Source organism: Rhizobium sp. TBD182, from assembly GCF_001950375.1.
GTDB classification, from domain to species: Bacteria; Pseudomonadota; Alphaproteobacteria; order Rhizobiales; family Rhizobiaceae; genus Agrobacterium; species Agrobacterium tumefaciens.
Genome location: NZ_BDLN01000001.1, coordinates 1,313,736 through 1,339,610, shown reverse-complemented (window position 1 = coordinate 1,339,610; position 25,875 = coordinate 1,313,736). Strand labels below are relative to the sequence as shown.

Below are 25,875 nucleotides of genomic sequence, written 5' to 3'. Positions count from 1 at the left end.
TTCCGAATGCCGAAAACGGATTACTTGAAGCGATAGGTGATGCGGCCCTTGCTCAGGTCGTAAGGTGTCATTTCGACCAGCACCTTGTCGCCCGCCAGAACGCGGATACGGTTCTTGCGCATGCGGCCCGCCGTGTGGGCGATGATTTCGTGTTCGTTCTCAAGCTTCACGCGGAATGTTGCGTTCGGCAGCAATTCGGTTACGATGCCCGGGAATTCGAGGACTTCTTCTTTTGTCATGTAAGGGTTTTCTTCCTGTTGATAGTGCCGGACCTGTCGTGTCCGGGAAAATTGCGCGGAAACTACACAATCCCGGCACATTTGTGAACCTCTAAAGCATCACGGCGAAAATCGGAACCGATTTTCGCCAGGTGAGAGGTGCGGATCGAATAAATGCCTGTCCTGTGCGGCGTTTGAAGTGTCTGGTCCGATCGAAGCGGACAATCAACCTCAGTCTTTTGAAAGCGTATCCGCCGCCGGCTGCGGCCTACCTGGCAGGCGTTCGGCAATCAGCCTGGCAAGATGGTCCCGCACCTCGCGATAGGCATCGAGAATCTGGTCCCGCGTGCCGGTGATGACGGTTGGGTCCATGGTTGGCCAATAGACAACGTCGAGCGAGTTCGAGCGTGTCAGTTCAAGTGCTGCGTGATGAGCTTCGGGTGTCAATGTAATGATCAGATCGAAAAAATCATCCTCGATCTCGTCCAATGTGCGCGGTTTGTGTTTGCCGAGCGAAAATCCCTGTTCTTCCAGCACCGCATCCACAAAGGGGTCACGCTCGCCCGCCCGCACGCCGGCCGACTGGATGTAGATGCCGGGCGCCACCAGTCGTTTGGCGATGACCTCGGCCATGGGAGAACGGATGGAGTTCATACCGCACATGAAGAGGACCGATTTGGGAGCCTGTCCCCCATTTGGAGCCGTGGCGGGATCTCTCATCTCTAACCCCGCCAATAAAGCACACAGACAAGGGTGAAGAGACGGCGCGCAGTATCGAAATCGATTTTGATCTTGCCGGAAAGCCGGTCCATCAAAGTCTGCGAGCCGTCATTGTGAATGCCCCGCCTGCCCATGTCGATCGCCTCGATCTGGCTTGGAGTGGAGGAGCGTATCGCCTCGTAATAGCTTTCGCAGATCAGGAAATAATCCTTGATGATGCGGCGGAACGGCGTCAGCGACAGGATATGGGTCGAGACATCCTTCTCGTCTTCGGTCTTGATCGAGAAAACCAGCTTGGCATCGACCAGCGATATGTGCAGCCGGTATGGGCCGCCCTCATGGCCGAATGGTTCGAACGTGTTTTCCTCGATCAGATCGAAAATGGCGACGGCGCGTTCATGCTCCACGTCCGGCGTGGACCGGCCGATGCTATCGTCCAGAACCACATCGCAGAGCCGGAAATCGCCTGAAGCCATCTCTTAACTTTCCGGGTTGAGGCGAATGGAGACGGAGCGCGCATGCGCGTCCAGCCCCTCCGAACGGGCAAGGGTGATCGCCGCCGGCGCAAGCTTCCGCAGCTGCTCAGGCCCGAGACGCAGGATCGAGGTACGCTTGACGAAATCCAGCACCGAAAGGCCGGAAGAGAAGCGCGCTGAGCGCGCCGTCGGCAGAACGTGGTTGGAGCCGCCGACATAATCGCCGATCACCTCAGGCGTATGGCGCCCGACGAAGATCGCGCCGGCATTGCGGATATGCGCCATCAGCGCGTCCGGATCGTCAACGGCAAGCTCCAGATGCTCGGCCGCAATGCGGTTGGCCAAGGGAATGGCATCGGTGAGCTTTTCGACGAGAATGATCGCACCGAAATCCGCCCAGCTCGCCGCTGCCGTCTCGGCGCGCGACAGCCGTTTCAGCTGCCGTTCCACCGCCGCCTCCACCGCCTTGCCGAGTTCGGCATTGTCGGTGATGAGGATGGACTGCGCGCCACGGTCATGCTCCGCCTGCGCGAGAAGATCGGCGGCCAGCCAGTCCGGATCGTTGTCCCTGTCGGCAATGACAAGCACTTCGGAGGGCCCGGCGATCATGTCGATGCCGACAGTTCCGAAGACATGCCGTTTCGCGGCCGCCACATAGGCATTGCCGGGGCCGACAATCTTGGCGACAGGCGTGATTGTTTCCGTGCCGTAGGCGAGTGCAGCCACGGCCTGTGCGCCGCCAATGCGGTAGATTTCCTCAACACCTGCGATGCGCGCGGCGGCAAGAACGGCGGGGTTTATCACGCCGCCATTCGCCGGCACGACCATGACGATACGCTCTACACCGGCAACCTTGGCGGGGACAGCATTCATAAGGACGGAGCTTGGATAGCTCGCGGTGCCGCCGGGCACATAAAGGCCGACAGCTTCGATCGCCGTCCAGCGTGAACCGAGGCCCACACCGATCTCGTCTTCGTAGATATCGTCCTTCGGCATCTGCCGCGCATGGTGTTTTTCAATGCGCCGGGCTGCGAGTTCGAGAGCTTCGATGACACTTCTGTCAACGGCTGCGACGGCCGCATCGATCTCTTCCGCTGTCACCCGCATCGAGACCTTCGAGAAATCGATGCCGTCGAATTTAAGGGAGTAGTGGGCAAGGGCCGCATCGCCGCGATTGCGGACGTCATCGATGATGTCGCGAACGGTCGCGTTGACGTCTTCCGAAACTTCCCTCTTGGTTGTCAGGAAGGCAGCGAATTTCTGTTCGAAATCAGCCGATGCCCGCTCCAGCCAGATTGCCACGCCATTACCCTCTCATTTTCCTCGCGGCGATCCCGCGAGGTGCACGAACTCACCGCAGAAAAATGCGGCTCTGGTATGTGGCATAAATCGAAACAGTGACGAAAGGCAACCGTTGCAATGGCGTGGAGAGCTTATTCGCTATCGGGATGATGCGGTTTGGCGGCAGTTTCCCAGGCGCCGCTCACATCCGTCAGCTGCGCCTCGATGCATTCGACATCGAGTGCGATAGCGCCACCGCCCGAAAGCGTCAGTTCGACGGCGCCATCAGGACCTTCGCCGTTCTGCACGAAGCGGATTGCAAGGAGCGAAAGCACCTGTTCCCTATCACTGCGATTGATGCCGTGCGAGCGGACGGCGGAGACCCGCTTCAGGAAAACCACGCTGCGGCATCGCTCCGGCGGCAGGTTCTTCTTATTCGCGCTTTCCCAGACGAAACGATTGGCGGAAAGTGTAAATTGGCCCTGCTTTGCCTCGAATGCAACGTCCTTCAGTTTGAAGACGCTGTCCTGCATGTGCGTCGAAATGACGGAGAGATCTTCAGTATCCAGCGCGAGCAATTTCAGGCCGCTCATCGTTTTCTTCCTTTTCCGCGGGGCCGCGCCCGCAATGTCTATTCCTTGTACAGGAAATAGGCAGTCGCGGCCCGCTCTGCAACGGGGAGAAAACGAATGAGCGGCGATGAAAGGATCAATCGCTGACGCGTTCGACCAGCGCACCGCAGCGGGTGAGCTTTTCTTCAAGCCGTTCGAAACCGCGATCGAGGTGGTAGACGCGCGAAACCATGGTCTCGCCTTCCGCCACCAGGCCCGCAATGACCAACGACACCGAGGCGCGCAGATCGGTTGCCATGACAGGCGCACCCTTCAGGCGGGTAACGCCTTCGATACGGGCCATCTGCCCGGAGAGCGAAATCTTCGCGCCGAGACGGGCCAGTTCCTGCACATGCATGAAGCGGTTTTCGAAGATGGTTTCGGTAATGTGGGATACACCCTGCGACCGGGTCATCAGCGCCATGAACTGCGCCTGGAGGTCGGTCGGGAAGCCGGGGAAGGGTTCGGTGACGATATCGACCGGCTGAATGCCGTTGCCGTTGCGCACGACGCGCAGACCGGTCTCCGTGTCGCTGATCGACACTCCGGCAAGCCGGAGCGTGTCCAGCGCATTGTCGAGCAGCGATGCACGCGTGCCTTCCAGCACCACATCACCGCCAGCCATGGCAACGGCCATGGCATAGGTGCCGGTCTCGATACGGTCAGGCAGCACCCGGTGGCGTGCGCCGGAAAGCGAGGTGACGCCCTCGATGGTGATGGTGGAGGTGCCAGCGCCCTCTATCTTCGCGCCCATCGCAATCAGGCAGTGCGCTAGATCGACGACTTCCGGTTCGCGGGCGGCGTTGTGAATGACGGTGGTGCCTCTTGCAAGGCTCGCTGCCATCAGCATCACATGCGTCGCGCCGACGGAGACTTTCGGGAAAGTATAAACAGCGCCGATCAGGCCGCCCTTTGGAGCGCTGGCGTTGATATAGCCGCCATCGATCTCCATCGTTGCGCCAAGCGCCTGCAGGCCCTCGATGAACAGGTCCACCGGACGGGTACCAATGGCACAGCCGCCGGGCAGTGAAACGCGCGCACGGCCTTCACGGGCCAGAAGCGGGCCGATGACCCAGAAGCTGGCGCGCATCTTGGAAACCAGCTCGTAAGGTGCGGTGGTGTCGACAATGGTGCGGCAGGTGAAGTGGACCGTGCGGGAATAGGCTTCGCCCTGGCTTTCACGACGGCCATTGACCGAAATATCGACGCCATGGTTGCCGAGAATACGGATGAGCTGCTCGACGTCCGCCAGATGCGGCACGTTTTCGAGCGTCAGCGTATCGCTGGTCAGAAGCGAAGCGATCATCAACGGCAAGGCGGCGTTTTTCGCGCCGGAGATGGGGATGATGCCGTTGAGCTTGTTACCACCCGTAATTCTGATGCGATCCATGCGTCCCTACGGGCCTGTGCCCGCCTTTCTTAATCATGCCTTGCGGAAATGCGCGTCCTTAGACGAGTTTCCGCGGCGTTTCAAATGATGCTGGTGAATTCTCTATGAGGATGATTCGTCCGTTTTTGCGGCAGGCAGGCCAATCGTCTCATCCGCATCACCGGCCCGGCGCGCGCGAACCTGCTGTTTGCGCTTCTGGAGGTTTTCACGCAGCTTCTTCGCTGCCCGCGCCTTGCGCTCCGCCTCGCGTTGCCGCGCCTTCTCGCCGGGTCCTGCCTGCGCGTTGCCGCTTGCCGCAAGGGCAACGGGCTCTTCTGAAGCGTTCACGGAAAACGCCGCCTTTGCCTGTTTGTCATGATGTTCGTTCATAAATTCAGCAATATCCGAAAAATACGTTTTTCAACAGGGGGAACGCTTTTTTGCCCCGCTTGTTGAAGAATATCGTTTTGCGACTTGCGCTCGTCAAAAACCTATGGCAATAGGCCGCCACGCTTGATGCTGAAGCAAACGCTTCGGCACCGGATGCTGCTATAGCTCAGGGGTAGAGCACTCCCTTGGTAAGGGAGAGGCCGAGAGTTCAAATCTCTCTAGCAGCACCATTTTCCCCAATAAAATCAGAAGTTTACACAACGTGCCGGTGGGTCTTGTGCACGATGTCGGCTTGCTTTTTCGCGCATTCTGCACTGGTCTCGGTAAATGTGAAAACCGCGCCTCTTGCGAAGCGCGGTTTCCATTTCCGAATATTCTGTTGCTGCCAGAGCGGGACGAAACCGCCCGTAGCCAACGGGCGCCGCTTACTGGCGGAATAGCGACAGGATATTCTCGGAGCTGGTATTGGCGATGGAGAGCGACTGGATTGCCAGCTGCTGCTGTGTCTGCAGAGCCTTCAGCTTGGTAGACTCTTCGTTCATGTCGGCATCAACGAGACGTCCGACGCCCTTGTCGATGGAGTCTGTGAGCTTGTTGACGAAATCTTCCTGAAGATCGAGGCGCATCTTGATGGAGCCGAGATCGGCGCTCGCGCTGATCAGCGATTCCAGCTTGGTGTTGACGAACTGGATCATGTTGTCGAGGCCGTCATTGTCCGTCAGCGGCTGACCCTTGGCGTCCAGCAAACCGCTGAGATCCTTGGTGATGTCGAGATCGATCAGCGAGTAGCCGAGCTTCTGTGCCATCTGGGAATCTGCGGCGGCGGTTTCGAGGTAAATATTGTTATTGGACGAACCGCCGGTTCCGATTGCCGTTACAGTGGTGCCTGCAGGCGTCGGCGCGGTATTGTTGGCTTTTACGTAGAGGGCTTCACCCGCTGCGTTTTCGCCGATCTTGAAGTAGGTGCCGTTGTTTCGTGCGGTTGTCGCCGCAGCAACGGTTACGAGGCCGGTTACTGCGTCTGGAGCAGAAACTGTGGTCGTCGTCCCCGAGGGGAAACCCAGAAGCTGGGATTGCGTGAACACCTTTGCGGTAGAGGGCGTGTTTGTGGCAACACCTGCGGGTGTGGTCGTGGTGATCTCGAAATTGCGCAGGGAGCCTGTATCGGAATAATGGGCGGCGCTATCGAGGATACCGTTTTTCGCCGCACCGGTCGAGGTATCGAAAAGGGCAGTCTTGTTATCGACCTGAACGTTGATCGTCTTGACTGCAACATTGCCCGCGCCGTCACGGATGAAGGAGCCGACGATCTGCTTCGTTATCGGGGTGAGGTTGCCGGATGCATCGCTGATCTTGCCCTTAAGCCAGTTTTCGCCGGAGAAGGAGGCGGATTCGCCGATGCTTTTCAGCTGGTCCTGGAGCTGACGGATTTCTTCCTGGATCTTTGCCTTGTCGACGCCGGCCTCGCGGGCGGCAACCAGCTTCTTGCTGATTTCCTTGACGACATCGACAGTGGTTTCCATGGCGGAATAGGCTGTATCGACCTTTGCAGCGCCGAGGCCGAGGGCGTCCTGAACAGCGGAAAGAGCACCGTTATCCGAACGCATGGTGGTCGCGATAGACCAGTAGGCGGCGTTGTCGGAGGCGGTTTTGACGCGCAGGCCGGAGGAGACACGCGACTGCGTTTCTTCCATGTCGCTGCCGATTGCGCGGAGGGTCTGAAGGGCGGCCATTGCCGCGACGTTCGTCAAAATGCTGGTCATAATTATTTGCCCCTTGATTGGCTTAAATGAAAAGGGACATTCCGGATTGCCGCCGGTAACGATCGCGCGGCTTGATGCCTGTTAACCTCTTTTTCGTCTTGGTTAACCAATCGTTTCGATGGCTAGGTTTTAGGGCCCGAATGGTTAACAAAGCCTAAACTGTCGTTAATAAAAATTAGGAAATAATAATTTCTCTTAACCATGACGGAAAAAGCCGCACCCTTTCGGATGCGGCTCGATTTTTTGGCGATGTCTTTTCCGATTAACGGAAGAGCGACAGGATGCTCTGCGAGTCGTTGTTGGCGATCGACAGGGCCTGAACAGCAAGCTGCTGCTGGGTCTGAAGAGCCTTCAGCTTCGTGGATTCTTCGTTCATTTCAGCGTCGACGAGACGGCCGATGCCCTTGTCGAGCGAGTCGGTCAGCTTGTTGACGAAGTTTTCCTGCAGTTCGATGCGCATCTTGACCGAGCCGAGGTCGGCAGCGGCGGACGTCATGCTCTGGAGCTGCTTGTCAACGAAGGAAACCATGGCGTCGAGGTACTGGTTTTCCGAGACTGCCGAGCCGTCGCTGTTCTTGAACGTGCCGGTCAGGTCCTTGGTGATGTCCAGAGACGTCAGGGAGTAGGTGAGCTGCGTTGCGAGCTGGGCGGTTGCGCCTTCTTCCAGGTAGATCTTGGTGGTGCCGTCGAGGCCAACGGCAATGTTGGTCTTGGTTGCCGGCGAGGTCGGCGCAGTCGTGTTGATTTTCACATACTGGTCGTTGCCAAGATTGAAGTAGGTGCCGTTGACGTCGGGGGCTGTCGCATCGGCGTTAGCGATCGTGACGATACCCGTTGCAGCAGCGGTGGTGAAGGTGACGGCGGTGCCGGCAGTTGCTTCCTTCAGACCCTTCAGCTGGGCTTCAGTGTAAACCTTGGCTGCTGCAACCTTGGTCACCGGCTGGGCGGCGCCTACGCCGTCCGAGTCATTGGTGATTTCGAACAGCTTGTAGCTGCCCGTGGAAGAAAAATAGGCGTAGGAGTCGAGGACGCCCTGCTTGTCCTTTGCAGCGCCCGAAGACGTGTCGAAAAGCACCGTGTTGCGGCTCAGGTCAACGTTGACGGTCTTTACGGACACGTTGCCGGCAGCGTCGCGGATGAAGGAGCCAACGATCTGCTTGGTGACGTTCTTCAGTTCGCCAGCGCCGTTGCTGACGGTTGCCTGCAGCCAGTTTTCACCGGAGAAAGACGAGGAGCTGGAGATCGACTTCAGCTGATCCTGCAGCTGGGTGATTTCTTCCTGGATCTTGGACTTGTCGACACCGGGTTCGCGGGCGGCAACCAGCTTGTTCTTGATTTCCTTGACGACGTCGATGGACGATTCCATACCCGAATAGGCAGTGTCGACCTTTGCGGCGCCGAGGCCGAGGGCGTCCTGAACAGCAGAAAGCGCACCGTTGTCCGAACGCATCGTGGTCGCGATCGACCAGTAAGCGGCGTTATCGGAAGCTTCGCCGACGCGCTGGCCGGAAGACACGCGGTCCTGCGTCGTTTCCATGTTCTGGCCGATGGAGCGCAGGGTCTGGAGTGCAGACATAGCTGCTACGTTAGTGAGAATGCTCGTCATAGTAAATTTGCCCCTTGAATGGCTGATTAAAGAAGGGACATTCCGGTCTCACCGGGAACAGCGCACAGCATCATGCCTGCTAACCTGCTGATTTTTAATGGTTAGCTCGCCGTTTCGATGGCTCTAGCTAACCTCCATATGGTTAATGAAGAGCTAAGGGTCGCAAAAAAATGCACACGCTGAGATTTTATTATGCAATCTTCGCGCGCATGCGCGCGTAGCCTGAAATGTTTAAAAAATAATAAAGCCGCACCGGTTTCCGGATGCGGCTTTGGTAAAAGGGCAATACGCTTGGGTCAGCCTCCGTCACGTTTGCCTGTTTCACGCAATTGCAAGACAGTCAGCCTCCGCTTGCGATCCTGCGTGTTGTGTCATTCAGGCCAGCGGCTATCCGCTTGTCCATGCCCAAAATCTGACAGCCGGTGCTTTCCAATTCCCTAATTTCAGGGCGTTCCCGGCGCTTCGCTCAAATCGTGGTAAATGCTTTCAAAGCAAGGATGGTAAACGAAATCTTCCCGTTTGCGGAGCACTCCACAAATGCAAAACCGCGCCCTTTCGGGCGCGGCTCGACTTTTGTAATTTTCGGTCCGATTAACGGAAGAGCGACAGGATGTTCTGCGAGTCGCTGTTGGCGATCGACAGAGCCTGGATTGCCAGCTGCTGCTGCGTCTGCAGAGCCTTGAGGCGGGTCGACTCTTCGTTCATGTCAGCGTCAACCAGACGGCCGATACCCTTTTCCATCGTTGCCGTCAGCTTGGAAACGAAGTCGCCCTGCATCGAGATGCGGTTGGAGACCGCGCCCAGATCGGCAGCAGCGCTGTTGAGGGTTTCAAGCTGCTTGTCAACGTGGGTGATGAGCTTGTCGAGGATGTCGTTGTCCGTTGCAGCGGCAGTGCCGAGCATGGTGGCACCAGCGCCCTTGTAGATGCTCAGGTCGGAAATATCGAGGTTCGAAACCGACTGCTTAACGCCGTCTGCGACAGCTGCCTTGTCGAGGATGCCCGTACCCTTGCCGTCTGTTACAGCGCCGGTATCGAACAGAACGTTCGAGCCGCTGAGCTGCAGATCGACGCGCTGAACCTTGACGGCGCCAGCGGAGTCACGGGTGAAGGAAGCAACAACCTGCTTCTTCAGGTTGGCAATAGCCGCATCGTCAGTACCGGCAGCAAATGCTGCGCCGTCGTTGGATGCTTTCGTCTTCAGCCAGTTTTCACCGTTGAAGGTCGCGGAGTCGGCGATCGACGTCAGCTGCTTCTGGAGCTGGCCGATTTCCTTCTGGATCTTCTTCTTGTCGGCAGTCGGGTCCTGGGCAAGGATCAGCTTGTCCTTGATTTCCTGAACGACCTTGATCGTCGCTTCCATGCCGGAGTACGCGGTGTCGACCTTGGCTGCGCCGATGCCGAGTGCGTCAGAAACGGTGGAGAGCGCCGAAGCGTCCGAACGCATCGTGGTCGCGATGGACCAGTAAGCGGCGTTGTCGGAGGCGGAGCCTACCTTCAGGCCGGTCGAGATACGACCCTGCGTGGTCTCCATGTTGTTGCCGATCGAACGCAGCGTCTGGAGAGCAGCCATAGAGGAGGCGTTGGTGAGAATGCTTGCCATAGTATTTTGTCCCTTGTTTTTACGAGATACTGGAGTTGGGGACATTCCGGACTTTGTATTACCGGTCACAACGTTTCGGCTTCATGCCACTCGGTTCCGAATTACTTGCCTTTGGAAACCAAACCCGCTGTGTGTAGGGAGAATTTGGCAGCAAAGAATTGCCCAATTGTTAATTTGAGCATTAAGAAATACTAGAAAATACTTATGGTTACTGCGAAGTATATTTAATTGGTAAGTTTTTAATTTAAAATTATAGTTATCCGACCCCTAGCAAAAACGGTAACCAAAGGGTTAAAACACGAAAACCCCGCAGCCGTGGGGCTGCGGGGTTAACAAACAGGATTAACGAAGATTATTTCGGCACAGTTGCCGTCAGTTGAACGATCTCACAAGGCTGCCGACCAGCAGGTTCCAGCCGTCGATCAGCACGAAAAAAAGGATCTTGAACGGCAGGGAAATCGAGGTGGGTGGCAGCATCATCATGCCCATGGCCATGGTGATGGTGGCGACGATGAGATCGATGACCAGAAACGGCAGGATGATCAGGAAACCGATCTCGAAACCGCGCCGGATTTCCGAAAGCATGAAGGCCGGAACGAGCACGCGGTAGTCGACCACATTGTCGGTCATCACGACCTGTCCGCGCTCGCGGGCGATATCGACGAACAGCTTCAGATCCTTGTCGCGCGTATTGGCGTTCATGAAGGTACGGAAGGGTTCGGCGATGCGCCCAATGGCCTGCTGTTCGTTGATCTGGTTCTGCAACAACGGCTGCACGCCGTCTGTCCAAGCTTTATCGAAGGTCGGCGACATGACGTAGAAGGTCATGAACATCGCCATGGACAAGAGGATCATGTTCGACGGGGTCGAGGCAAGCCCCATGCCGGAGCGCAGGATCGAAAAGGCGATCACGAAGCGTGGAAAGCTCGTGACCATGATCAGGATGCCCGGCGCGACTGACAAGACCGTCAAAAGGCCGAAGGTGCGGATGATCCATGCGGCGACGGATCCGTCTATCTGTGTATTGAACAGATCGGTCGGAAATTGCTGGGCGTTGGCAAGGCCCGGCAAAGCCAGAAGAACAGCGATGGTAACAAGAAATCGAATCATTCGATGACAAAGGTCCGGAACATGACCTTGGATACGCGCCCTTGAGAGCGCAGGTCAACTCGTTCCTGAATGTCATCCTTAAGATATTGAAAGCCGCGCGGGCCCTCCAGCTGCTGAAGGGAAACGGTGCGGACGTAGGCCATGATATCCTGATGGATATCCTCCGCGAGATTGACCTCTACCGGACCCTTGAACATCAGCGCCACTTCAAGCCGCACCCAGTTCGTGGAGGGGTATGCAAGGTTGGTGGTGATGGGATCGAGCTGGACGATACCGTTCGCCTCTGCCGGGATTTTATCGATGCCCTCGCCCTTCTTCTCGCCATGTTCGCCAGCGGCAGCCGGGGCATGCGCCTCGGCGCCGGCGATCTTCGGGGCGACCATGCCGCCCACGAACCAGCCGCCGCCCGCACCCAGCAGGGTGAGGATTGCAACGCCAGCGATGGTCATGACCATCGGCGAGGATTTTTTCTTGCCCTCAGTCTGTTCGTTTTCCATGGGTCAGTCCCGCTTTCGCATGTCGGCGTCAGAGCGGCGAGAACAGGTCGACGACCTGCTGACCGACCGGGGGTTGCTGCACTTCCGTCAGGCGGCCGCGGCCACCGTAGGAGATGCGCGCCTCGGCGATGCGCTCGTAGGAGATCATGTTCTGCGCATCGACATCCTGCGGCCTGACGATACCGCCGACGTTGAGGATGCGGATTTCGTGATTCACGCGCACTTCCTGCGAACCGCTGATGATGAGGTTGCCGTTTTCGAGAATGCCGGTCACCACGGCCGCCACCATCAGCGTCAGCTTTTCGGAACGCTTGGTCTTGCCCTTGGCCTGGGTGTCTGTATCGGAGCCGTATTTGATGTTGGAATCTGCCTCCGGCGTCCAACCTAAGATTTCCGCCTTTGCCTTCCAGTTCAGGCCGCTGGAATTGGTGCGGTTGCGCTCGGTTTCGTTGTCGAAATCGGCCTTGTCGTTGATCTGGATGTTGACGGTCAGGATGTCGCCGATGTTAAGCGCACGTAGATCCTTGAACAGCGCACCCTGGCTGTCGCTCCACAACGAATAGCCACTCGCCATGTGCTTCGGCTGCTTCGGATACATGCCCATCTGCGGCGTCTGGCTGAATTGCAGGCCGCTGCCAATCGGGCTCATCGCGGGAGCGTTGCCGATTTCCTTCAGGGTCTGGTTGTTCTGGCAGCCGGCAAGCAGGGCAAGCGGCAGGAGGAGGGCCGGAAGACGCGGGGTCATGAAGGATCCTTCGAAGTGTTTTTGTCGATTGCCTGCGACATGATGCCGGCGACGATTGCGGCTTTCTGAGCATCCATTTCACTGAGGATGAGGCCCGATTGGCGCGGCGGAAGCTGCATGATGATGGCAGCCGCGATTTCCACATGCATCTTCTCGAGCTGCGGTGCTGCGGCATCCGCCTTCATCGTCTTGTAGATATCGACCAGATTGCTTTTCGCCTGCTCGAGGAAATGATTGCGGCGTGCCAGCCAGTCCTCATATTCCGCCTTGCGGTCCTGCAACGCGGAAATGCGCTCGTTGACGTCAGCCTGAAGCTTTTCCAGCTCCTGCTTCTGCATGAGATAGCGCTGGTCGCGGGCCGCATCGGCAATATTGGTGCAGAATTTCTGGATTTCATCCTGCGTGCTGAGTTCGGACACCACGTTCTGCTGGCTTTCGGCGCCGGCGGCGGGCAACAGGAAAAGCAGCGAGGCAACGGCCGCGAACCGGGTAAAGCCGTTCCTGAAAGCAGTTTTCTTCTGAAGTTCCATCATTGCAGCACAAGCTCCGCCTGAAGGGCGCCGGCGGATTTGATGCCTTGCAGAATGGCGATGATGCCGTCCGCCTTGAGCCCGATGCTGTTGAGACCGGCAACCAGCGTGCGAAGGTCAGGGCCTTCGACGATGGCGACCTTGCTGCCTTCCTGCAGTGCCATGATATCCGTCTGCGGTTGCACCGCCGTCTCGCCGCGCGAGAAGGGCGCCGGCTGGATGACCTGCGGCGATTCCGTCACCTGCACGGTCAGCGTTCCATAGCTCACCGCCACGCGGGAAATACGCACATCCGCGCCGATGACGATCGTGCCCGTGCGCTCGTTGATCACGACTTTCGCCGGCGTATCCGTCTGGACCGTCAGGTTTTCGATTTCCGCCATCAACCGGGTCAGGTCGGCGGTGCGGGGCTTCTGCACCGAGATTTCCTGCGAATCGCGCGGTTCGGCGATGCCATCGCCGTAACGGGCGCGGGCAAAGGCGTTAACGACATCGGCGACGCGCACCGCGGTCGAAAAATCGGGATTGCGCAGCTGAAGGACCAGATTGACCGAATCCTTGAATTTCGACGGCAGTTCCCGCTCGATGATCGCGCCGTTCGGCACGCGCGCCGAGGTCGTGACGCCCTGCGTCAACGTCGCTGCATCGCCCTGTGCCGAAAAGCCGTTGACGATCAGTGCTCCCTGAGCGACCGCATAGATCTGCCCGTCTGCACCGGAAAGCGATGTCATGATGAGGTTGCCGCCGCGAAGCGAGGAGGCGTCACCGAGTGAGCTGACCGTCACGTCTACACGGCTGCCGGGGCTGGCGAATGGCGGCAGGTTGGCCGTCACCATCACGGCGGCGATGTTCTTGGCATTGGACTGGCCGCCCTGCGTGGTGATGCCGAGGTTCTGCAGCATGGCGCGCATGGACTGTTCGGTGAAGGGTGAAGAGCGCAGGCTGTCGCCGGTGCCCTGTAGGCCCACGACGAGACCATATCCGATCAGCTGGTTGTCGCGTCCGGCCTGCAGGGATGCGATATCCTTGATACGGGACGTGTCTGCCTGGGCTGGCGGCGTCGAGAGGAAGGGCAGGGCCGAAATGACCAGAGCCGCACAGAGGATACGAAGCACTTTCATTTCGCCATAACCTGAATGGTTCCGTCCTTCATGACGGTACCGCTGACCATCACGCCGGAATCGATGTTGCGTACCCTTACGACCTCGCCGAGCGAGCCGTCGCTCATGGGCGTTCCGGACGCCATCAGCGTCATGTTGCCGATGTGGAAAACGAGTTTGACGCTCGTGCCGCGCACCACAAGTGACGGTTCACGAAGCGCTGCGATGGGGATTGTGCGGCCGGGAAGCAATGTCTGCTTGGAGATCATGCCTTCCACTTCGCTGATATCGCTCGCGTAACCAGCGGAAATGTTGGGGTTGGTCACTTCCACCGGCTTCACCTGTTCGGGCGTGATCGTCTCGCCCGGATAGATCGTGCGAGTAGGAACCAGCGCCGTCGGTGCCTGTGCAAAAGCGGGTGCCATGGCACCCAGTGAAAAGGCAGACGCAAGGCACATACGGACGAGTGCCGTTCTGCAGCTGCTATGTTTCCGGCCAAACCTCATGTCCGCCTGCCTTTCCGTTCTTACTTCAGGTTCTTGCTGACAATCGAAGCCATTTCGTCAGCGGTGGTGATGACCTTTGAATTCATCTCGTAGGCGCGCTGCGCCGTGATGAGGTCGGTGATTTCCTTGACGGCATCGACGTTCGAGCCTTCGAGGTAAGATTGCTTGATGTAGCCGTAGCTCGGATCGTCAGGCACGCCGATAACGGCGGCGCCGGAGGCCGGCGTCTGGGAAAAGAGATTGTCGCCGAGCGGCTTCAGACCCGCCTCGTTGGCAAAGTTGGCGATGGTCAACTGGCCGAGTTCAGTGAAATCCGCAGCGTTGCCGATGCGGGCGGTCACCTGACCCGTGCGGGTGATGGTGATGTCCTGCGCGTCGGTCGGGATATTGATGTTCGGGATGACATTGTAGCCATCAACCGTCACGAGGTTGCCGTCAGCATTCTTGTTGAAGGCGCCGGCGCGGCTGTAGAGCGTCGAACCGTCGGCCGCCTCGATCTGAAACCAGCCCTGGCCGATGATTGCCACGTCGAGCTTGTTGCCGGTTTCGATCAGGTTGCCCTGGGTGTGGATGTTGCGCACCGCGGAAGTCTGCACGCCGAGGCCGATATTCGCTCCCTCAGGCACGATCGCCTGGTTGGCACGGTTCGGCACACCCTGCATGCGTTCGGTCTGGTACAGAAGATCGGTAAACTCTGCACGCGCGCGCTTATAGCCGGTGGTGTTGATGTTGGCGATGTTGTTGGCAATGACTTCCAGATTGGTCTGCTGGGCGTCCATACCGGTGGCAGCGATGGCAAGAGCTCTCATGTCATTTTTCCTGCGGGGCTAGAGCATTTCCAGTAAAGGCGCGGAGCGGTTCTACGTCCGGAAAGTGCTTAAAAACAAAGGCCTAGAGCGCGGCCAACGATTGGCTTCAAACCGGACGCGCTCTAGATCTGCATCTTGGTAATGTCGAGATAGGCCGACACGATCTTGTCGCGGAACGCGATGGCAGTTTGCAGCGACTGCTCGGCCGAAAGCACGGCATCGACCACTTCGCGTGTGTTTGCCTTGCCCTGAATACCTTCGAAGGAGGCCACTTCCGCCTTCTTCAGGTTGTTCATCGCATCCGTTGACATATTGCCGAGAACGCTTGCGAAGCTTGCGCCCGTCTGCTGGGCGGGCGTCGTCTGCTGGCTGCCGAAAATGCTGTCGGTCAGCGAAGAGACGTTGCTCGTGCCACGCGTGAGCGAGAGGGAACCGAGTTGCTTGATGCCGTCGATCATTGCGATGCTTTCAGAAGGTCGATGGTGGAGGCGACGAGGTCGCGTGTCTGGCGGATGACCTGAAGGTTGGCGTCGTAGCTGCGGTTGGCTTCGCGCATATCCGCCATTTCGATCAGAACGTTGACGTTCGGCATCTTGACCATGCCGCTGGTGTCGGCGGCCGGATTGCCGGGGTCGTATTCATGGACGAAATCGCCGCGGTCGACGCCAAGCTTCTTTACCGTCACGCGCTGCACGCCGCTTACGCGGTCAAGCTCGGAGCCGAATGTCACGGTCTTGCGGCGATAGGGGTCGGCGCCAGGCGTGTCGCCGGTCGATCTTGCGTTGGCAATGTTTTCCGAAACGATGCGCAGTCGGGTGGACTGCACTTCCAGGCCGCTGCCCGCGATCTTGCTCGCCGCACTCAAAGGATCCATGGTTTACCTCTTTACCGTCATCAGCATCATGCGATGGAAGGATTTGACGAGACTGGCGTTCAGGTCGTATTGCCGCTTGATCTCGCCGGTCTTGGTCATTTCCTCGGCAAGCGCGACCGAATTGCCGGACTCCTGCATGCCGATCTCGTTATTGATCGGGTTGTCGCGCACCGCGATATTTTCGCTGAGCTCGCTAGCACCGAAATGAGCGGGATGGGTCTTCGCCATGCCGACCTGCTGGCTGGTGGCCTGCATGACCGCTTCGAAAGGACTGACATCCTTGGCGTGAAACTTGGGTGTGTTGGCGTTGGCGATGTTGGTCGCCACGACTTCCTGCCGCACGCTCAGCCATTCCGCTTGGCGGGAGGCCAGATCGAACAGTTGAATCGGTTGCATAGACTTCTCCATCTCGTATGGCCCGAACCTACGGTGCTAATCTTGCGTCAGACTTGCGGTGAGGCGCGTAGGTGCGGAAGCACTGGAGAATCTGATCCCGAAGGCGATTGCGAAAACAAAAATGGCGCGCCGTTAAATGCGGCACGCCATGGGATCGAATAGTGAATTGCGAAGACGTCTCCGTCCTGCCGGATTGGATCCGGCGACGGCAGCAGACTTCAGCAGAGTGCCGGTCTGACTACTTCTCGGGATGATAGGTTTTGCCGGAAGAGGTCTCTATCATCCACTCGCCGTCGCGCTGCTCGATTTTGGTCAGGCGCGCATTGTCGGGCAACGTGGAGCCCACCCGCACCATATACATGCCCGATCCGTCCTCGATGAGGGCGCGGCCGTTGGAGACATGCAGCAGGCGGAAGGACGTCTGGCCGGGGAAGGGCTGGTCTTCAAGCCCTGCGGCGAGATTGTTCTGCTTTTCCTTACCCTTTTCGCTGACCGTCGCCGTCGTCAGCATGTCCGGCAATTCGCCGGGCGCTGGCGCGTCTTCCTTGTTGCGATTGGTCATGGCCAGAGGCGAAACGCTGAAGACTTCACGCGGACCGGTATGGGGCAGGTCGCGCGTGCGGTCGCCGTCTGCCACTCTCATTCCAAACTTGTCCTCGTTGAAGAACACGTACCAGGGGAAAAATGCGGCGGCGGCGGCAAGTCCTATTCCCGTCCACGCCAGAATACGGTCGGGCGTGAAGAAGGGAGGCTGCGGCTGTACGTTCTCGAGGTCGCTATCGTCGATCTTGTCGATCTGTTTCTTTCTCACGGGTCAGCCTCTCATTCTCGGGTTTACCTGTGGCTGATTATTTTGCACTCCACCGCGCAACGCGGTCGCCAGATCGGCGTAGGCGTCCTGCGCCGCCGGTTCATTCGGAAGCTGTTTCAGCGTTTCATAGATGATCGGAACCTGTTTCACCGCCATGTCGAGATCGGGATCGGTGCCGGGTCGATAACCGCCGATGAGGCGCAGATCCCGCGTTTCCTCAAAGCGGTGCACCAGCGCTTTCAGACGCGACACCAGCTTTTCCTGATCCGGTGTCCATGCCTTCTTGGCGAGGCGCGAGATCGAGGCCAGAGGATTGATCGGAGGATAGCGGCCTTCTTCTGCAAGGCTGCGATCCAGCACGATGTGGCCGTCGAGAATACCGCGGGTCGAATCGGCAATCGGATCGTTGTGGTTGTCGCCGTCCACCAGAATGGAGACGATGGCGGTGATGGTACCGCTGCCTTCGGCGCCGGGTCCCGCCCGCTCCAGAAGGCGCGGCAATTCGGTGAAGACCGAGGCCGGATAGCCGCGTGCCACCGGCGGTTCACCCGAAGCGACCGCCACTTCGCGGATCGCATGGGCAAAACGGGTCACGCTGTCGATGATAAGAAGGACGTTGTCGCCCCTGTCACGGAAATATTCGGCGATGGTGACGGCCGAAAGCGGCGCCATCTTGCGCAGCATCGGGCTTTCGTCGCTGGTCGCGACAACGGCGACGGACTTGCCCATATTCTCGCCCATCGTATCCTCGATGAACTCGCGCACTTCGCGACCGCGCTCGCCGACAAGCCCGATGACGACCTTGTCGAAGGCATCGGCCTTGGCAAGCATCGATAGGAGCGTGGATTTGCCCACGCCTGACCCTGCAAAAATGCCGAGACGCTGGCCAAGGCAGAGAGGCGAGAAAATATCGATTGCCCGGACACCCGTCTTGAAAGGCGTCTCCACCCGCTTGCGCGTCATCGACGGCGGTGCATTGCTGGAAATCGGACGGCGCTCCGTGCCTGATGCAAGCGGACCCTTGCCATCGATGGGTTCGCCAAGCGCATTGATGGTGCGGCCGCACCAGCTGTCGTCAGGCGCAACGCGGAAGGCACCCTTACGGATGACGGTGTCGTGAATGCCAATCGGCTCGCCCGGTTCGATGGGGCAGACGTAGCAGATATCGGGTTCCACGCGCACAACTTCGCCGAGATGGATACCGGTCGCGCTGCGATGGGCGACGAACTCGCCCAGCCTCACATGCCGCGACAGGCCGGAAACCGTGTAGTGTCCGGCGGCGATGGTGCGGACATGGCCGCCCGGCGCCACCGAAAACTCCGGATCGGCATAGTGTCCGGCAAGGCTGGCGAGCTGGGCGAGCTTGGGTGAAATCGCCTCGACCGTGAGCGTGGATTCCGGCATTGTCATCGCTCAGTTCCTTAACGTGCGCCGCCAAGCGTCTTGATGGCATCGCCGAAAGTGGATTCGGTATCGCGCATCAGCGACGAAATGCTCTCGAAGGCCCGGTTGACCTGGATGAGCTGCGTCATCTGGGAAATGCCGTTGACGTTCGACTGCTCGAGATAACCCTGAACGACGCCGACCTCGTGATTGTTGACGACCGGCGTCGGCGGGGCCACGGGCTTCACGCCGCTATTGGGATGGCGCAGGAAGCCTTTCGAGAAATCCGCCTGGAAGATACCGAGCGTGGCGACGATGTTGTCGTTCTGCCTGATAGCGCCATCGAGACTGACGGTGATCGGGCCACCATTCGCATTGAGCTGGATGGGACCGCCGCCGGCGTCGAGAACCGGATAACCGCTTGAGGAGATGAGCGCGCCGTCCGGGCGCATGGTGAAACGCCCGTCGCGGCTCAGGATCTGGCCGTCGGGTGTGTCCATCGCGAACCAGGCATCGCCCTTGATGGCGAAATCGAAACTATTGCCAGTCTGTTCGAAGGCGCCCTGACGGGTGGAGAGATAGTCGTTACCCTGCGATACGAACGCCACCTTGGCATTCATGTCATTGTGGTTCTTGGCGACCATTTCGTCGAATTTCACTTCGGAACCGCGGAAACCCACCGTGTTCGCATTCGCCATATTGTCGGAAATGGTGGTGAGACGACGCTCCAGCGCAATCTGCGAGGAAAGGGCGACGTATAGTCCGGATTGCATATCATTTGCCTCCGAGTTTCAGGGAGTTGATGGAGATCAGCAGGTCCGGGGAAATGCCGTAGCCGCTGGAGGAGCCGAAAACGGCCAGAGGATCATAGGTCGTGGAGGGATTTTGCATCTCCCACATGATGGTGAAACGCTCGAGCAGCTTGCCGACCTTTTCAGGATTTTGCAGATCCTTGATATTGATGGATTTTTCGATGAGCGCGGCCTGTTTTTCGACGCTTCCTGCCGCAATTTCGTCAGGCAGGTTGTAGGCGGTGCGGAACACCTGCGCGAGCGCGTCGTCGGCTAGAAAATCGAGACCCGATTTGATCGTTGGTGCCTTGCGCTCGAAGTAAAGAGCAAGCCGGACACCGTTATTGTCGCCGCCCGCCTCCTGCTCCAGCGTCTGGCGGGTGTATTTGCTGATGATGCCGGACTGGGCCGCTTCGGTCGCAGTTGCAGCTGCACCGAGACTTGCAAAGTCGAGCGATTTCGCAAGGTCCGAATAGCGGCTGTCGGAAAGCTTGTTGGCGAAGGCGTTCTTGTCGGCCGTGCCTTCGGTCAGCACCTTGCGGATGAAGGCTTTCGCATAGGCCATGTCCTCGAGGCCGTTAGCTTTCAGCGCATAATTGTAAAGACGGGTATCGGCCATGAAGTCGTCGACGGATTTCACGCTGCCGATCTTCGACCGGTAATATTCGGTTTCGCGCGCCACGTCGGGTTGCTTCGACACACGCTCAAGCGATTTGCCGATGTCCTGACTGATCAGTCTGTAGCTGGTGTAGGTGGAAGTCACTGAACCGCCGCTCTCGTTTGATCCCGATACCAAGGCGCACGTCCGCCTTTGTCGGGATAATGCCGGATGTTGCTTGTGCGAAACTGGCTGCAGTGACGAGGGACAGAGGCTCCGCGGACAGGTTCACGCAAGCCACATTTTCTAGAGATGGCGGCATGGAACACTGTTCGGGCGTGGTCGATCAATGAATATTGTAATTGGACTTATAATCACCTTCGGCTGCATCATCGGCGGCTACATGGCGATGGGCGGCCATCTGGACGTGCTGGTTCAGCCGTTCGAATTGTTGATTATCGGCGGTGCCGGCCTCGGCGGCTTCATCATGGCGAACCCGATGAAGGTCGTGAAGGATTCGGGCAAGGCGCTCGGCGAGGCCTTCAAGCACTCGGTCCCGAAGGAGCGCAACTATCTCGACGTACTCGGCGTACTTTATTCGCTGATGCGCGACCTGCGCACGAAATCGCGCAACGAGATCGAGGCGCATATCGACAATCCGGAAGAATCCTCGATCTTCCAGAGTGCACCCTCGGTGCTGAAGAACAAGGAGCTGACGTCGTTCATCTGCGACTACGTCCGCCTCATCATCATCGGCAACGCGCGCAGCCACGAAATCGAAGCACTGATGGACGAGGAAATCGAGACCATCCTGCACGACAAGCTGAAACCTTACCACGCGATCACCACCATGGGCGATTCCTTCCCCGCCATCGGTATCGTCGCGGCGGTTCTCGGCGTCATCAAGGCCATGGGCAAGATCAACGAATCACCGGAAGTGCTGGGCGGCCTCATCGGCGCCGCACTGGTGGGCACCATGCTCGGCATCATCCTGTCCTATTCGATCTGCAACCCGCTCGCTTCGCAGGTCAAGATCGTCCGCACCAAGCAGCACCGCCTCTACATCATCGTCAAGCAGACGCTGATCGCCTACATGAACGGCTCGGTGCCGCAGGTCGCGCTTGAATACGGGCGCAAGACCATCTCCAACTACGAGCGGCCGTCCATCGACGCCGTCGAACAGGAGATGATGAACCCCGGCGGCGAAAACAAGGCGGCATGACCATGGCTAAAGCTGCACAGCAAAGAGCACCCGTCATCGACACGTCGCTGCTCGCGAAACTTACCGGCGGGCTTTCCGACCGCAAGACAATCGCGAAGGTCGGTTCCGATATCGGCCATCTCTACAGCGAATTCCTGCCTGATATCTTTCACAGCGAGACCGGCATTGCGATAGACGTCGAATATATCGGCTCCGAATCGGGGCTGATGACCGATCTCATCGCCAATATCGGCGGCAATTTCTCGGTTGCGGATTGTTCTCTGCGCAACTGGTGCCCCAATTTCATGATGGCGGTCGGCAACGGCTTCGTCATCGCGCTCATGGAGCGCATGCTGGGCGCCGCCGCCGACACCATCGGCGAGCCGGACGAGCGCAGCCTGTCCCACATCGAACTCGACCTGGCGGCCATGGTTCTCGGGCGCATCGGGGGTGTCCTGCGGTCGGGCGTCAACGCGCCGGGCGGTTTCGAGGCGACGATCGACCCGCCCTTTACGGCCAATGGAAAAAGCGCCTTCGAGGAGATGATCGCCGGCCTCTACGGCGTGACAGTCCGCATGAAGATCGCCATCGGCAAGGTTTCTTCGGAATTCGCGCTGATCGTGCCGCAGCGGCCCCTTCTCAAGACCTCCATCGCCGCTCCCAAGGCTTCAGCCCAGGCGCTGAAGAAGCAGGCGGAATGGGTGGATTTGATCTCTGAGCAGGTGAAGAGATCGCAGGTAACGCTCGAGGCGCGCATCAAGCTCGAAACCTTGACCCTGCGGACGATCTCCAGGCTGGTGGCCGGCGACGTCATTCCGTTTCAGGATCTGAAGCAGGACGACATCGGCGTTGAGGTCAGCGCCAACGGCTCCAAGCTCTATAATTGTGAATTCGGCAAGTCCGGCGACCGCTACATGGTTCGGGTAAAGAACAATGTCAGCACGGACGACGAGATCTTGCGACATCTGATGGGTTAAAACCTGTCCACCTTTTTTGGGTTCTGGGCAGGCTGACGCAAGTTTCAAAGGGAATAATCAGCGCATGGCTACGAAGAAAACACCTGTGACCGATGATATGGCGCTGCCGTCGCTTGAAGACGGCGGTGAGCTCGACCAGGCTATCGGCGATCTGCGTGGCGTCCTCAAGACGGATGCGGAAGGTTCGCTGTCCGACTTTGGCGACTTCGGGGATTTCGGGAGCGTTGACGACGCTTCCGCCGACAGCGACCTTTCCGCCTTCGGTGGCGGAGTGGGCGATTTTGCGATGAACGATTTCGCGGCCACCCCACAGGTCGCGGGCATCAAGGCGCCGCTCGGCAGTGGCCTGTCCGACAATATGGACCTGATCATGGATATCCCGATCGATGTCCAGATCGTTCTTGGGACCAGCCGCATGCTCGTCTCGGGTCTGATGAGCCTTGAAGAGGGTGCAACGATCGCGCTTGACCGCAAGATCGGTGAACCGGTCGAGATCATGGTGAATGGCCGCCGTATTGCGCGCGGTGAAATAACGGTACTTGAAGACGACGATACGCGCTTCGGCGTAAAATTGATTGAAGTAATGAGTACGAGAAAAGCCTGATCCCTGTGGGGACGGAGAGGAAAGACCATGATGGACTTCGAGGATTTCGGTAACCCGCTGGCAGGGAAGCCGTTGTCTCAGGCCGACAAGGCGGCCGCGGTGCTTCTTGCCATGGGCAAGGGCGTCGCCGGCAAGCTGCTGAAATTTTTCACGCAGCACGAATTGCAGATGATCATTTCCTCGGCCCAGACGCTGCGTGTCATTCCCCCTGACGAACTCGCCCAGATCGTGGCGGAGTTCGAAGACCTGTTCACGGAAGGAACGGGTCTGATGGACAATGCCAAGGCGATCGAAAGCATTCTCGAAGAGGGCCTGACACCGGAGGAGGTGGACAGCCTTCTCGGCCGTCGTGCAGCCTTCCAGGCCTATGAAGCGTCGATCTGGGATCGCCTGCAGGAAGCGGAGCCGGAATTCGTCGGCAAATTCCTGCTGCGCGAGCATCCCCAGACCATCGCGTATATCCTCTCCATGCTGCCCTCGTCCTTCGGTGCCAAGGTCCTTCTGACCATTCCCGAAGAGCAGCGCGCCGATATCATGAACCGCACGGTGAACATGAAGGAAGTCAGCCCCACGGCTGCCCAGATCATCGAGAAGCGTGTGGTCAACCTCATCAACGAGATCGAAGCAGAGCGCAATGCGGGCGGTTCCACGAAGGTTGCCGACCTGATGAACGAAATGGAAAAGCCGCAGGTCGATACGCTGCTCAGCTCGCTCGAAACGCTCAGCAAGGAAGCTGCCAACAAGGTCAAGCCGAAGATCTTCCTCTTCGACGATCTCATGTTCATGCCGCAGCGCAGCCGCGTCCTGCTGCTCAACGATGTCTCGGCGGACGTTCTCACCATGGCGCTGCGTGGCGCAACCATGGAAATCAAGGAATGTGTGCTGTCCAGCATCAGCCCGCGCCAGCGCCGCATGATCGAATCGGACCTCGCCGTGCCGCAGGCTTCTATCAACACCCGCGAAGTGGCGATTGCACGCCGCGCCGTGGCGCAGGAAGCGATCCGGCTGGCCAATTCCGGTCAGATTCAGCTGAAGGAAGCCTCCACAGAGGAACAATCCGCAGCAGCCTGAGCGGAAGCCGGTTGATAACCCGCCTTACAGGCAATGCCGGCCATTGCGATGGCCGGTCTCGGGCGCTAGTTTCGGAATGACGGCCTGCCGCGATCGGCGGGCCTTTTTTTATCCCGGGAACGTGCCTTGGCAGACGATCAGGACAAGGACAGTAAAACAGAAGACCCAACGGAGAAAAAACTCCGTGATGCGGCGGAAAAGGGTAATCTTCCCTTTTCCCGCGAGGTGCCGATCTTTGCTTCGTCACTCGCCTTTTACTGCTATCTGGTTTTCTTTTTGCCCGACGGCGCCGGTCGCCTCGGCGTAACGCTGAAGGACCTGTTCGGCCAGCCCGAACAATGGAACCTCAGCACAAGGCCGGATGCCCTGTCGCTGCTTTATTTCCTCGGCACGTCCATGGCCTATCTGCTCATGCCGGCCATGATCATGTTCATCGTCTTCGGCCTTGCCTCCTCGTTTTTCCAGAACCTGCCGTCGCCCGTGCTTGAGAGGGTGCGTCCGCAATGGTCGCGCATCTCGCCCGCAAAGGGGTTCGGCCGCATCTACAGCAAGCAGGGATTTGTGGAATTCGGCAAATCGCTGTTCAAGATCTTGATCGTTTCGATCATCATGTTCCTGTCTCTGCGCGGCGATTTCTACAGTCTCATCGACCTGATGTTCTCCGACCCGCAGGTCATTTTCGTCAGGGTTGTCGAGCTCACCAAAAAGATGATGGTCGTGATTCTCTTTTCGACCGCGCTGCTTGCCGCCGTAGACCTTTTGTGGACGCGCCACCACTGGTTCAGCCAGCTGAAAATGACGAAGCATGAGGTGAAGGAAGAGTACAAGCAATCGCAGGGCGACCCGGTGGTCAAAGCCCGTCAGCGTTCGGTCGCCCGTGACCGCGCCCGCCGCCGCATGATCGACAATGTGCCGCGCGCGACACTGGTGATTGCCAACCCGACACACTTTGCAGTGGCGTTGCGTTACGTTCGCGAAGAAGGCGACGCGCCTGTCGTCGTTGCCAAGGGTCAGGACCTTATCGCATTGAAAATCCGCGAGATTGCGGAGAAAAATAATATCCCCGTTTTTGAAGATCCGCCGCTCGCACGCTCCATGTTTGCGCAAGTCTCGATCGATAGTGTGATTCCACCAGCTTTTTACAAGGCTGTAGCTGAGCTCGTTCATCGGGTTTACGCCATGAAGTCATCGAAAATACGGGTTCAATAAAACCAATGAAAAAATCCGCCTATTCTGAAAAGCGGGAAATGATCGTCGCAGAGGCGATCAACCCGATCGCCACCGAACTGCGCCTGCTCGATCCGGCCGACCTGATTTCATTGCTCAGATTCGAGTGCTACGGCAGCATTGCCGACCTCGTCTCGTCGGCCGCGGAGCTTTATTATCATCCGGGTACGATCAATTTCGGAGCCGGTGGCGAATACAGGCTCGAATGGGAAGGGGCGCCGGAGATCGTCCTCGATCTCGAACTGAAACCGCACGGCGCGACGGTTTATGCGCAATTGATTCTGGCCAACGAGCATGCTGCGGTCGAGATCAATCATGTTTCGTTTCAGAACCCTTCGGAAAATCCGGACGAGAACACCGAATTTCTCCGTCAGAGCCTGACGGCTGCCCGATTCGTGTCGGCCCGCCAAGGCGAAGCTGCCTGAGCCAGTCCAGCGGACATTTTCATATATTATCCATTGCGCCTTCCGAATTCGCGGGCGCGATGGCTTCATTCGGGCACTTTTTCACCCGACCTTGCCTGAAGCGTGTCGGTTTATGCGAAACCGGCCTGTGAAGGCAAGGAACGCCTTGCAAATCAGCGTTGTTGTTTGGTACCTATCGAATTAA

30 protein-coding genes and 1 tRNA gene are annotated in these 25,875 nt (G+C 58.3%); 7 read left to right on the top strand and 24 right to left on the bottom strand.

Features of this window, described 5'->3' with window-relative positions:
* Positions 1-20: 20 nt before the first annotated feature.
* The 7 genes from infA to T18_RS06715 form a co-directional block, all read right to left on the bottom strand.
* Positions 21-239: a translation initiation factor IF-1 gene (gene infA, locus T18_RS06745; RefSeq protein ID WP_003493814.1), complete on the bottom strand. Its 219-nt coding sequence runs from the start codon at positions 237-239 to the stop codon at positions 21-23.
* 210 nt (positions 240-449) lie between these two features.
* Positions 450-938: a low molecular weight phosphatase family protein gene (locus T18_RS06740; protein WP_013635463.1), complete on the bottom strand. Its 489-nt coding sequence runs from the start codon at positions 936-938 to the stop codon at positions 450-452.
* A 2-nt stretch (positions 939-940) separates the two neighbouring features.
* Positions 941-1,414 (bottom strand): UPF0262 family protein, encoded by a 474-nt coding sequence (locus T18_RS06735; protein ID WP_003515052.1) that lies wholly within the window; start codon positions 1,412-1,414, stop codon positions 941-943.
* A 3-nt stretch (positions 1,415-1,417) separates the two neighbouring features.
* The gene (gene hisD, locus T18_RS06730) at positions 1,418-2,716 is read right to left on the bottom strand and encodes a histidinol dehydrogenase (RefSeq protein WP_038489811.1); all 1,299 of its coding nucleotides are present in this window, start codon (positions 2,714-2,716) and stop codon (positions 1,418-1,420) included.
* 131 nt (positions 2,717-2,847) lie between these two features.
* Complete coding sequence (locus T18_RS06725) at positions 2,848-3,288, bottom strand: DUF2948 family protein (RefSeq protein ID WP_038489814.1); 441 nt, start codon at positions 3,286-3,288, stop codon at positions 2,848-2,850.
* A 115-nt stretch (positions 3,289-3,403) separates the two neighbouring features.
* Positions 3,404-4,696, bottom strand: coding sequence for a UDP-N-acetylglucosamine 1-carboxyvinyltransferase (gene murA / locus T18_RS06720; protein ID WP_013635466.1), 1,293 nt, complete (start codon positions 4,694-4,696; stop codon positions 3,404-3,406).
* Positions 4,697-4,798: 102 nt separating this feature from the next.
* Positions 4,799-5,065, bottom strand: coding sequence for a hypothetical protein (locus T18_RS06715; RefSeq protein ID WP_038489817.1), 267 nt, complete (start codon positions 5,063-5,065; stop codon positions 4,799-4,801).
* Between the two features lie 155 nt (positions 5,066-5,220).
* Between T18_RS06715 and T18_RS06710 the strand changes: the two genes are divergently transcribed.
* A tRNA-Thr gene (locus T18_RS06710) sits at positions 5,221-5,295 on the top strand.
* A 195-nt stretch (positions 5,296-5,490) separates the two neighbouring features.
* Here the strand turns inward: T18_RS06710 and T18_RS06705 are convergent.
* From T18_RS06705 to T18_RS06625, 17 genes are all read right to left on the bottom strand, one after another.
* Positions 5,491-6,828 carry a flagellin gene (locus tag T18_RS06705; RefSeq protein ID WP_038489820.1) on the bottom strand — a complete coding sequence of 446 codons (1,338 nt, stop codon included), beginning with the start codon at positions 6,826-6,828 and terminating at the stop codon, positions 5,491-5,493.
* A 262-nt stretch (positions 6,829-7,090) separates the two neighbouring features.
* Positions 7,091-8,434: a flagellin gene (locus T18_RS06700; RefSeq protein WP_035252026.1), complete on the bottom strand. Its 1,344-nt coding sequence runs from the start codon at positions 8,432-8,434 to the stop codon at positions 7,091-7,093.
* A 591-nt stretch (positions 8,435-9,025) separates the two neighbouring features.
* The gene (locus T18_RS06695; protein WP_003515059.1) at positions 9,026-10,036 is read right to left on the bottom strand and encodes a flagellin; all 1,011 of its coding nucleotides are present in this window, start codon (positions 10,034-10,036) and stop codon (positions 9,026-9,028) included.
* A gap of 372 nt (positions 10,037-10,408) precedes the next feature.
* Positions 10,409-11,146, bottom strand: coding sequence for a flagellar type III secretion system pore protein FliP (gene fliP, locus T18_RS06690; RefSeq protein WP_003515060.1), 738 nt, complete (start codon positions 11,144-11,146; stop codon positions 10,409-10,411).
* Complete coding sequence (locus tag T18_RS06685; protein ID WP_013635471.1) at positions 11,143-11,643, bottom strand: flagellar basal body-associated FliL family protein; 501 nt, start codon at positions 11,641-11,643, stop codon at positions 11,143-11,145. Before T18_RS06685 ends, fliP begins: the two co-directional genes overlap by 4 nt.
* A 28-nt stretch (positions 11,644-11,671) precedes the next feature.
* Positions 11,672-12,388: a flagellar basal body L-ring protein FlgH gene (flgH, locus tag T18_RS06680; protein WP_003515062.1), complete on the bottom strand. Its 717-nt coding sequence runs from the start codon at positions 12,386-12,388 to the stop codon at positions 11,672-11,674.
* The gene (locus T18_RS06675) at positions 12,385-12,921 is read right to left on the bottom strand and encodes a MotE family protein (protein ID WP_013635472.1); all 537 of its coding nucleotides are present in this window, start codon (positions 12,919-12,921) and stop codon (positions 12,385-12,387) included. The genes flgH and T18_RS06675 overlap by 4 nt, the downstream gene beginning before the upstream one ends.
* Positions 12,918-14,039 (bottom strand): flagellar basal body P-ring protein FlgI, encoded by a 1,122-nt coding sequence (locus T18_RS06670; protein ID WP_013635473.1) that lies wholly within the window; start codon positions 14,037-14,039, stop codon positions 12,918-12,920. Before T18_RS06670 ends, T18_RS06675 begins: the two co-directional genes overlap by 4 nt.
* Complete coding sequence (gene flgA / locus T18_RS06665) at positions 14,036-14,524, bottom strand: flagellar basal body P-ring formation chaperone FlgA (protein WP_013635474.1); 489 nt, start codon at positions 14,522-14,524, stop codon at positions 14,036-14,038. The genes T18_RS06670 and flgA overlap by 4 nt, the downstream gene beginning before the upstream one ends.
* Positions 14,525-14,544: 20 nt before the next feature.
* Positions 14,545-15,333, bottom strand: a complete 789-nt coding sequence (gene flgG / locus T18_RS06660) for a flagellar basal-body rod protein FlgG (RefSeq protein ID WP_003515079.1) — start codon at positions 15,331-15,333, stop codon at positions 14,545-14,547.
* A 122-nt stretch (positions 15,334-15,455) separates the two neighbouring features.
* On the bottom strand, positions 15,456-15,791 hold the full coding sequence (locus T18_RS06655; protein ID WP_003515080.1) for a flagellar hook-basal body complex protein FliE: 336 nt from the start codon (positions 15,789-15,791) through the stop codon (positions 15,456-15,458).
* Positions 15,788-16,207 (bottom strand): flagellar basal body rod protein FlgC, encoded by a 420-nt coding sequence (gene flgC, locus T18_RS06650; protein WP_003515081.1) that lies wholly within the window; start codon positions 16,205-16,207, stop codon positions 15,788-15,790. Before flgC ends, T18_RS06655 begins: the two co-directional genes overlap by 4 nt.
* A gap of 3 nt (positions 16,208-16,210) precedes the next feature.
* Complete coding sequence (gene flgB / locus T18_RS06645) at positions 16,211-16,603, bottom strand: flagellar basal body rod protein FlgB (protein ID WP_003515082.1); 393 nt, start codon at positions 16,601-16,603, stop codon at positions 16,211-16,213.
* Between the two features lie 238 nt (positions 16,604-16,841).
* Positions 16,842-17,414 carry a hypothetical protein gene (locus T18_RS06640; RefSeq protein ID WP_121556191.1) on the bottom strand — a complete coding sequence of 191 codons (573 nt, stop codon included), beginning with the start codon at positions 17,412-17,414 and terminating at the stop codon, positions 16,842-16,844.
* A gap of 3 nt (positions 17,415-17,417) precedes the next feature.
* Complete coding sequence (fliI, locus tag T18_RS06635) at positions 17,418-18,824, bottom strand: flagellar protein export ATPase FliI (protein WP_003515084.1); 1,407 nt, start codon at positions 18,822-18,824, stop codon at positions 17,418-17,420.
* Positions 18,825-18,835: 11 nt separating this feature from the next.
* On the bottom strand, positions 18,836-19,570 hold the full coding sequence (flgF, locus tag T18_RS06630; protein WP_003515085.1) for a flagellar basal-body rod protein FlgF: 735 nt from the start codon (positions 19,568-19,570) through the stop codon (positions 18,836-18,838).
* 1 nt (position 19,571) lies between these two features.
* Complete coding sequence (locus T18_RS06625; RefSeq protein WP_003515087.1) at positions 19,572-20,351, bottom strand: DUF1217 domain-containing protein; 780 nt, start codon at positions 20,349-20,351, stop codon at positions 19,572-19,574.
* Between the two features lie 184 nt (positions 20,352-20,535).
* On the opposite strand from T18_RS06625, the gene motA reads away from it, so the two are divergent.
* From motA to T18_RS06595, 6 genes are all read left to right on the top strand, one after another.
* Positions 20,536-21,408, top strand: a complete 873-nt coding sequence (gene motA / locus T18_RS06620) for a flagellar motor stator protein MotA (RefSeq protein WP_003515090.1) — start codon at positions 20,536-20,538, stop codon at positions 21,406-21,408.
* The gene (locus T18_RS06615) at positions 21,405-22,364 is read left to right on the top strand and encodes a FliM/FliN family flagellar motor switch protein (protein ID WP_003515092.1); all 960 of its coding nucleotides are present in this window, start codon (positions 21,405-21,407) and stop codon (positions 22,362-22,364) included. The genes motA and T18_RS06615 overlap by 4 nt, the downstream gene beginning before the upstream one ends.
* Before the next feature lie 64 nt (positions 22,365-22,428).
* Positions 22,429-22,968, top strand: a complete 540-nt coding sequence (fliN, locus tag T18_RS06610; RefSeq protein ID WP_025592471.1) for a flagellar motor switch protein FliN — start codon at positions 22,429-22,431, stop codon at positions 22,966-22,968.
* Positions 22,969-22,995: 27 nt separating this feature from the next.
* Positions 22,996-24,039 (top strand): flagellar motor switch protein FliG, encoded by a 1,044-nt coding sequence (gene fliG, locus T18_RS06605; protein WP_003515095.1) that lies wholly within the window; start codon positions 22,996-22,998, stop codon positions 24,037-24,039.
* Between the two features lie 126 nt (positions 24,040-24,165).
* Positions 24,166-25,248, top strand: coding sequence for a flagellar biosynthesis protein FlhB (gene flhB, locus T18_RS06600; protein ID WP_003515096.1), 1,083 nt, complete (start codon positions 24,166-24,168; stop codon positions 25,246-25,248).
* Between the two features lie 5 nt (positions 25,249-25,253).
* Positions 25,254-25,691 (top strand): hypothetical protein, encoded by a 438-nt coding sequence (locus tag T18_RS06595; protein WP_003515097.1) that lies wholly within the window; start codon positions 25,254-25,256, stop codon positions 25,689-25,691.
* Positions 25,692-25,875: the final 184 nt, after the last annotated feature.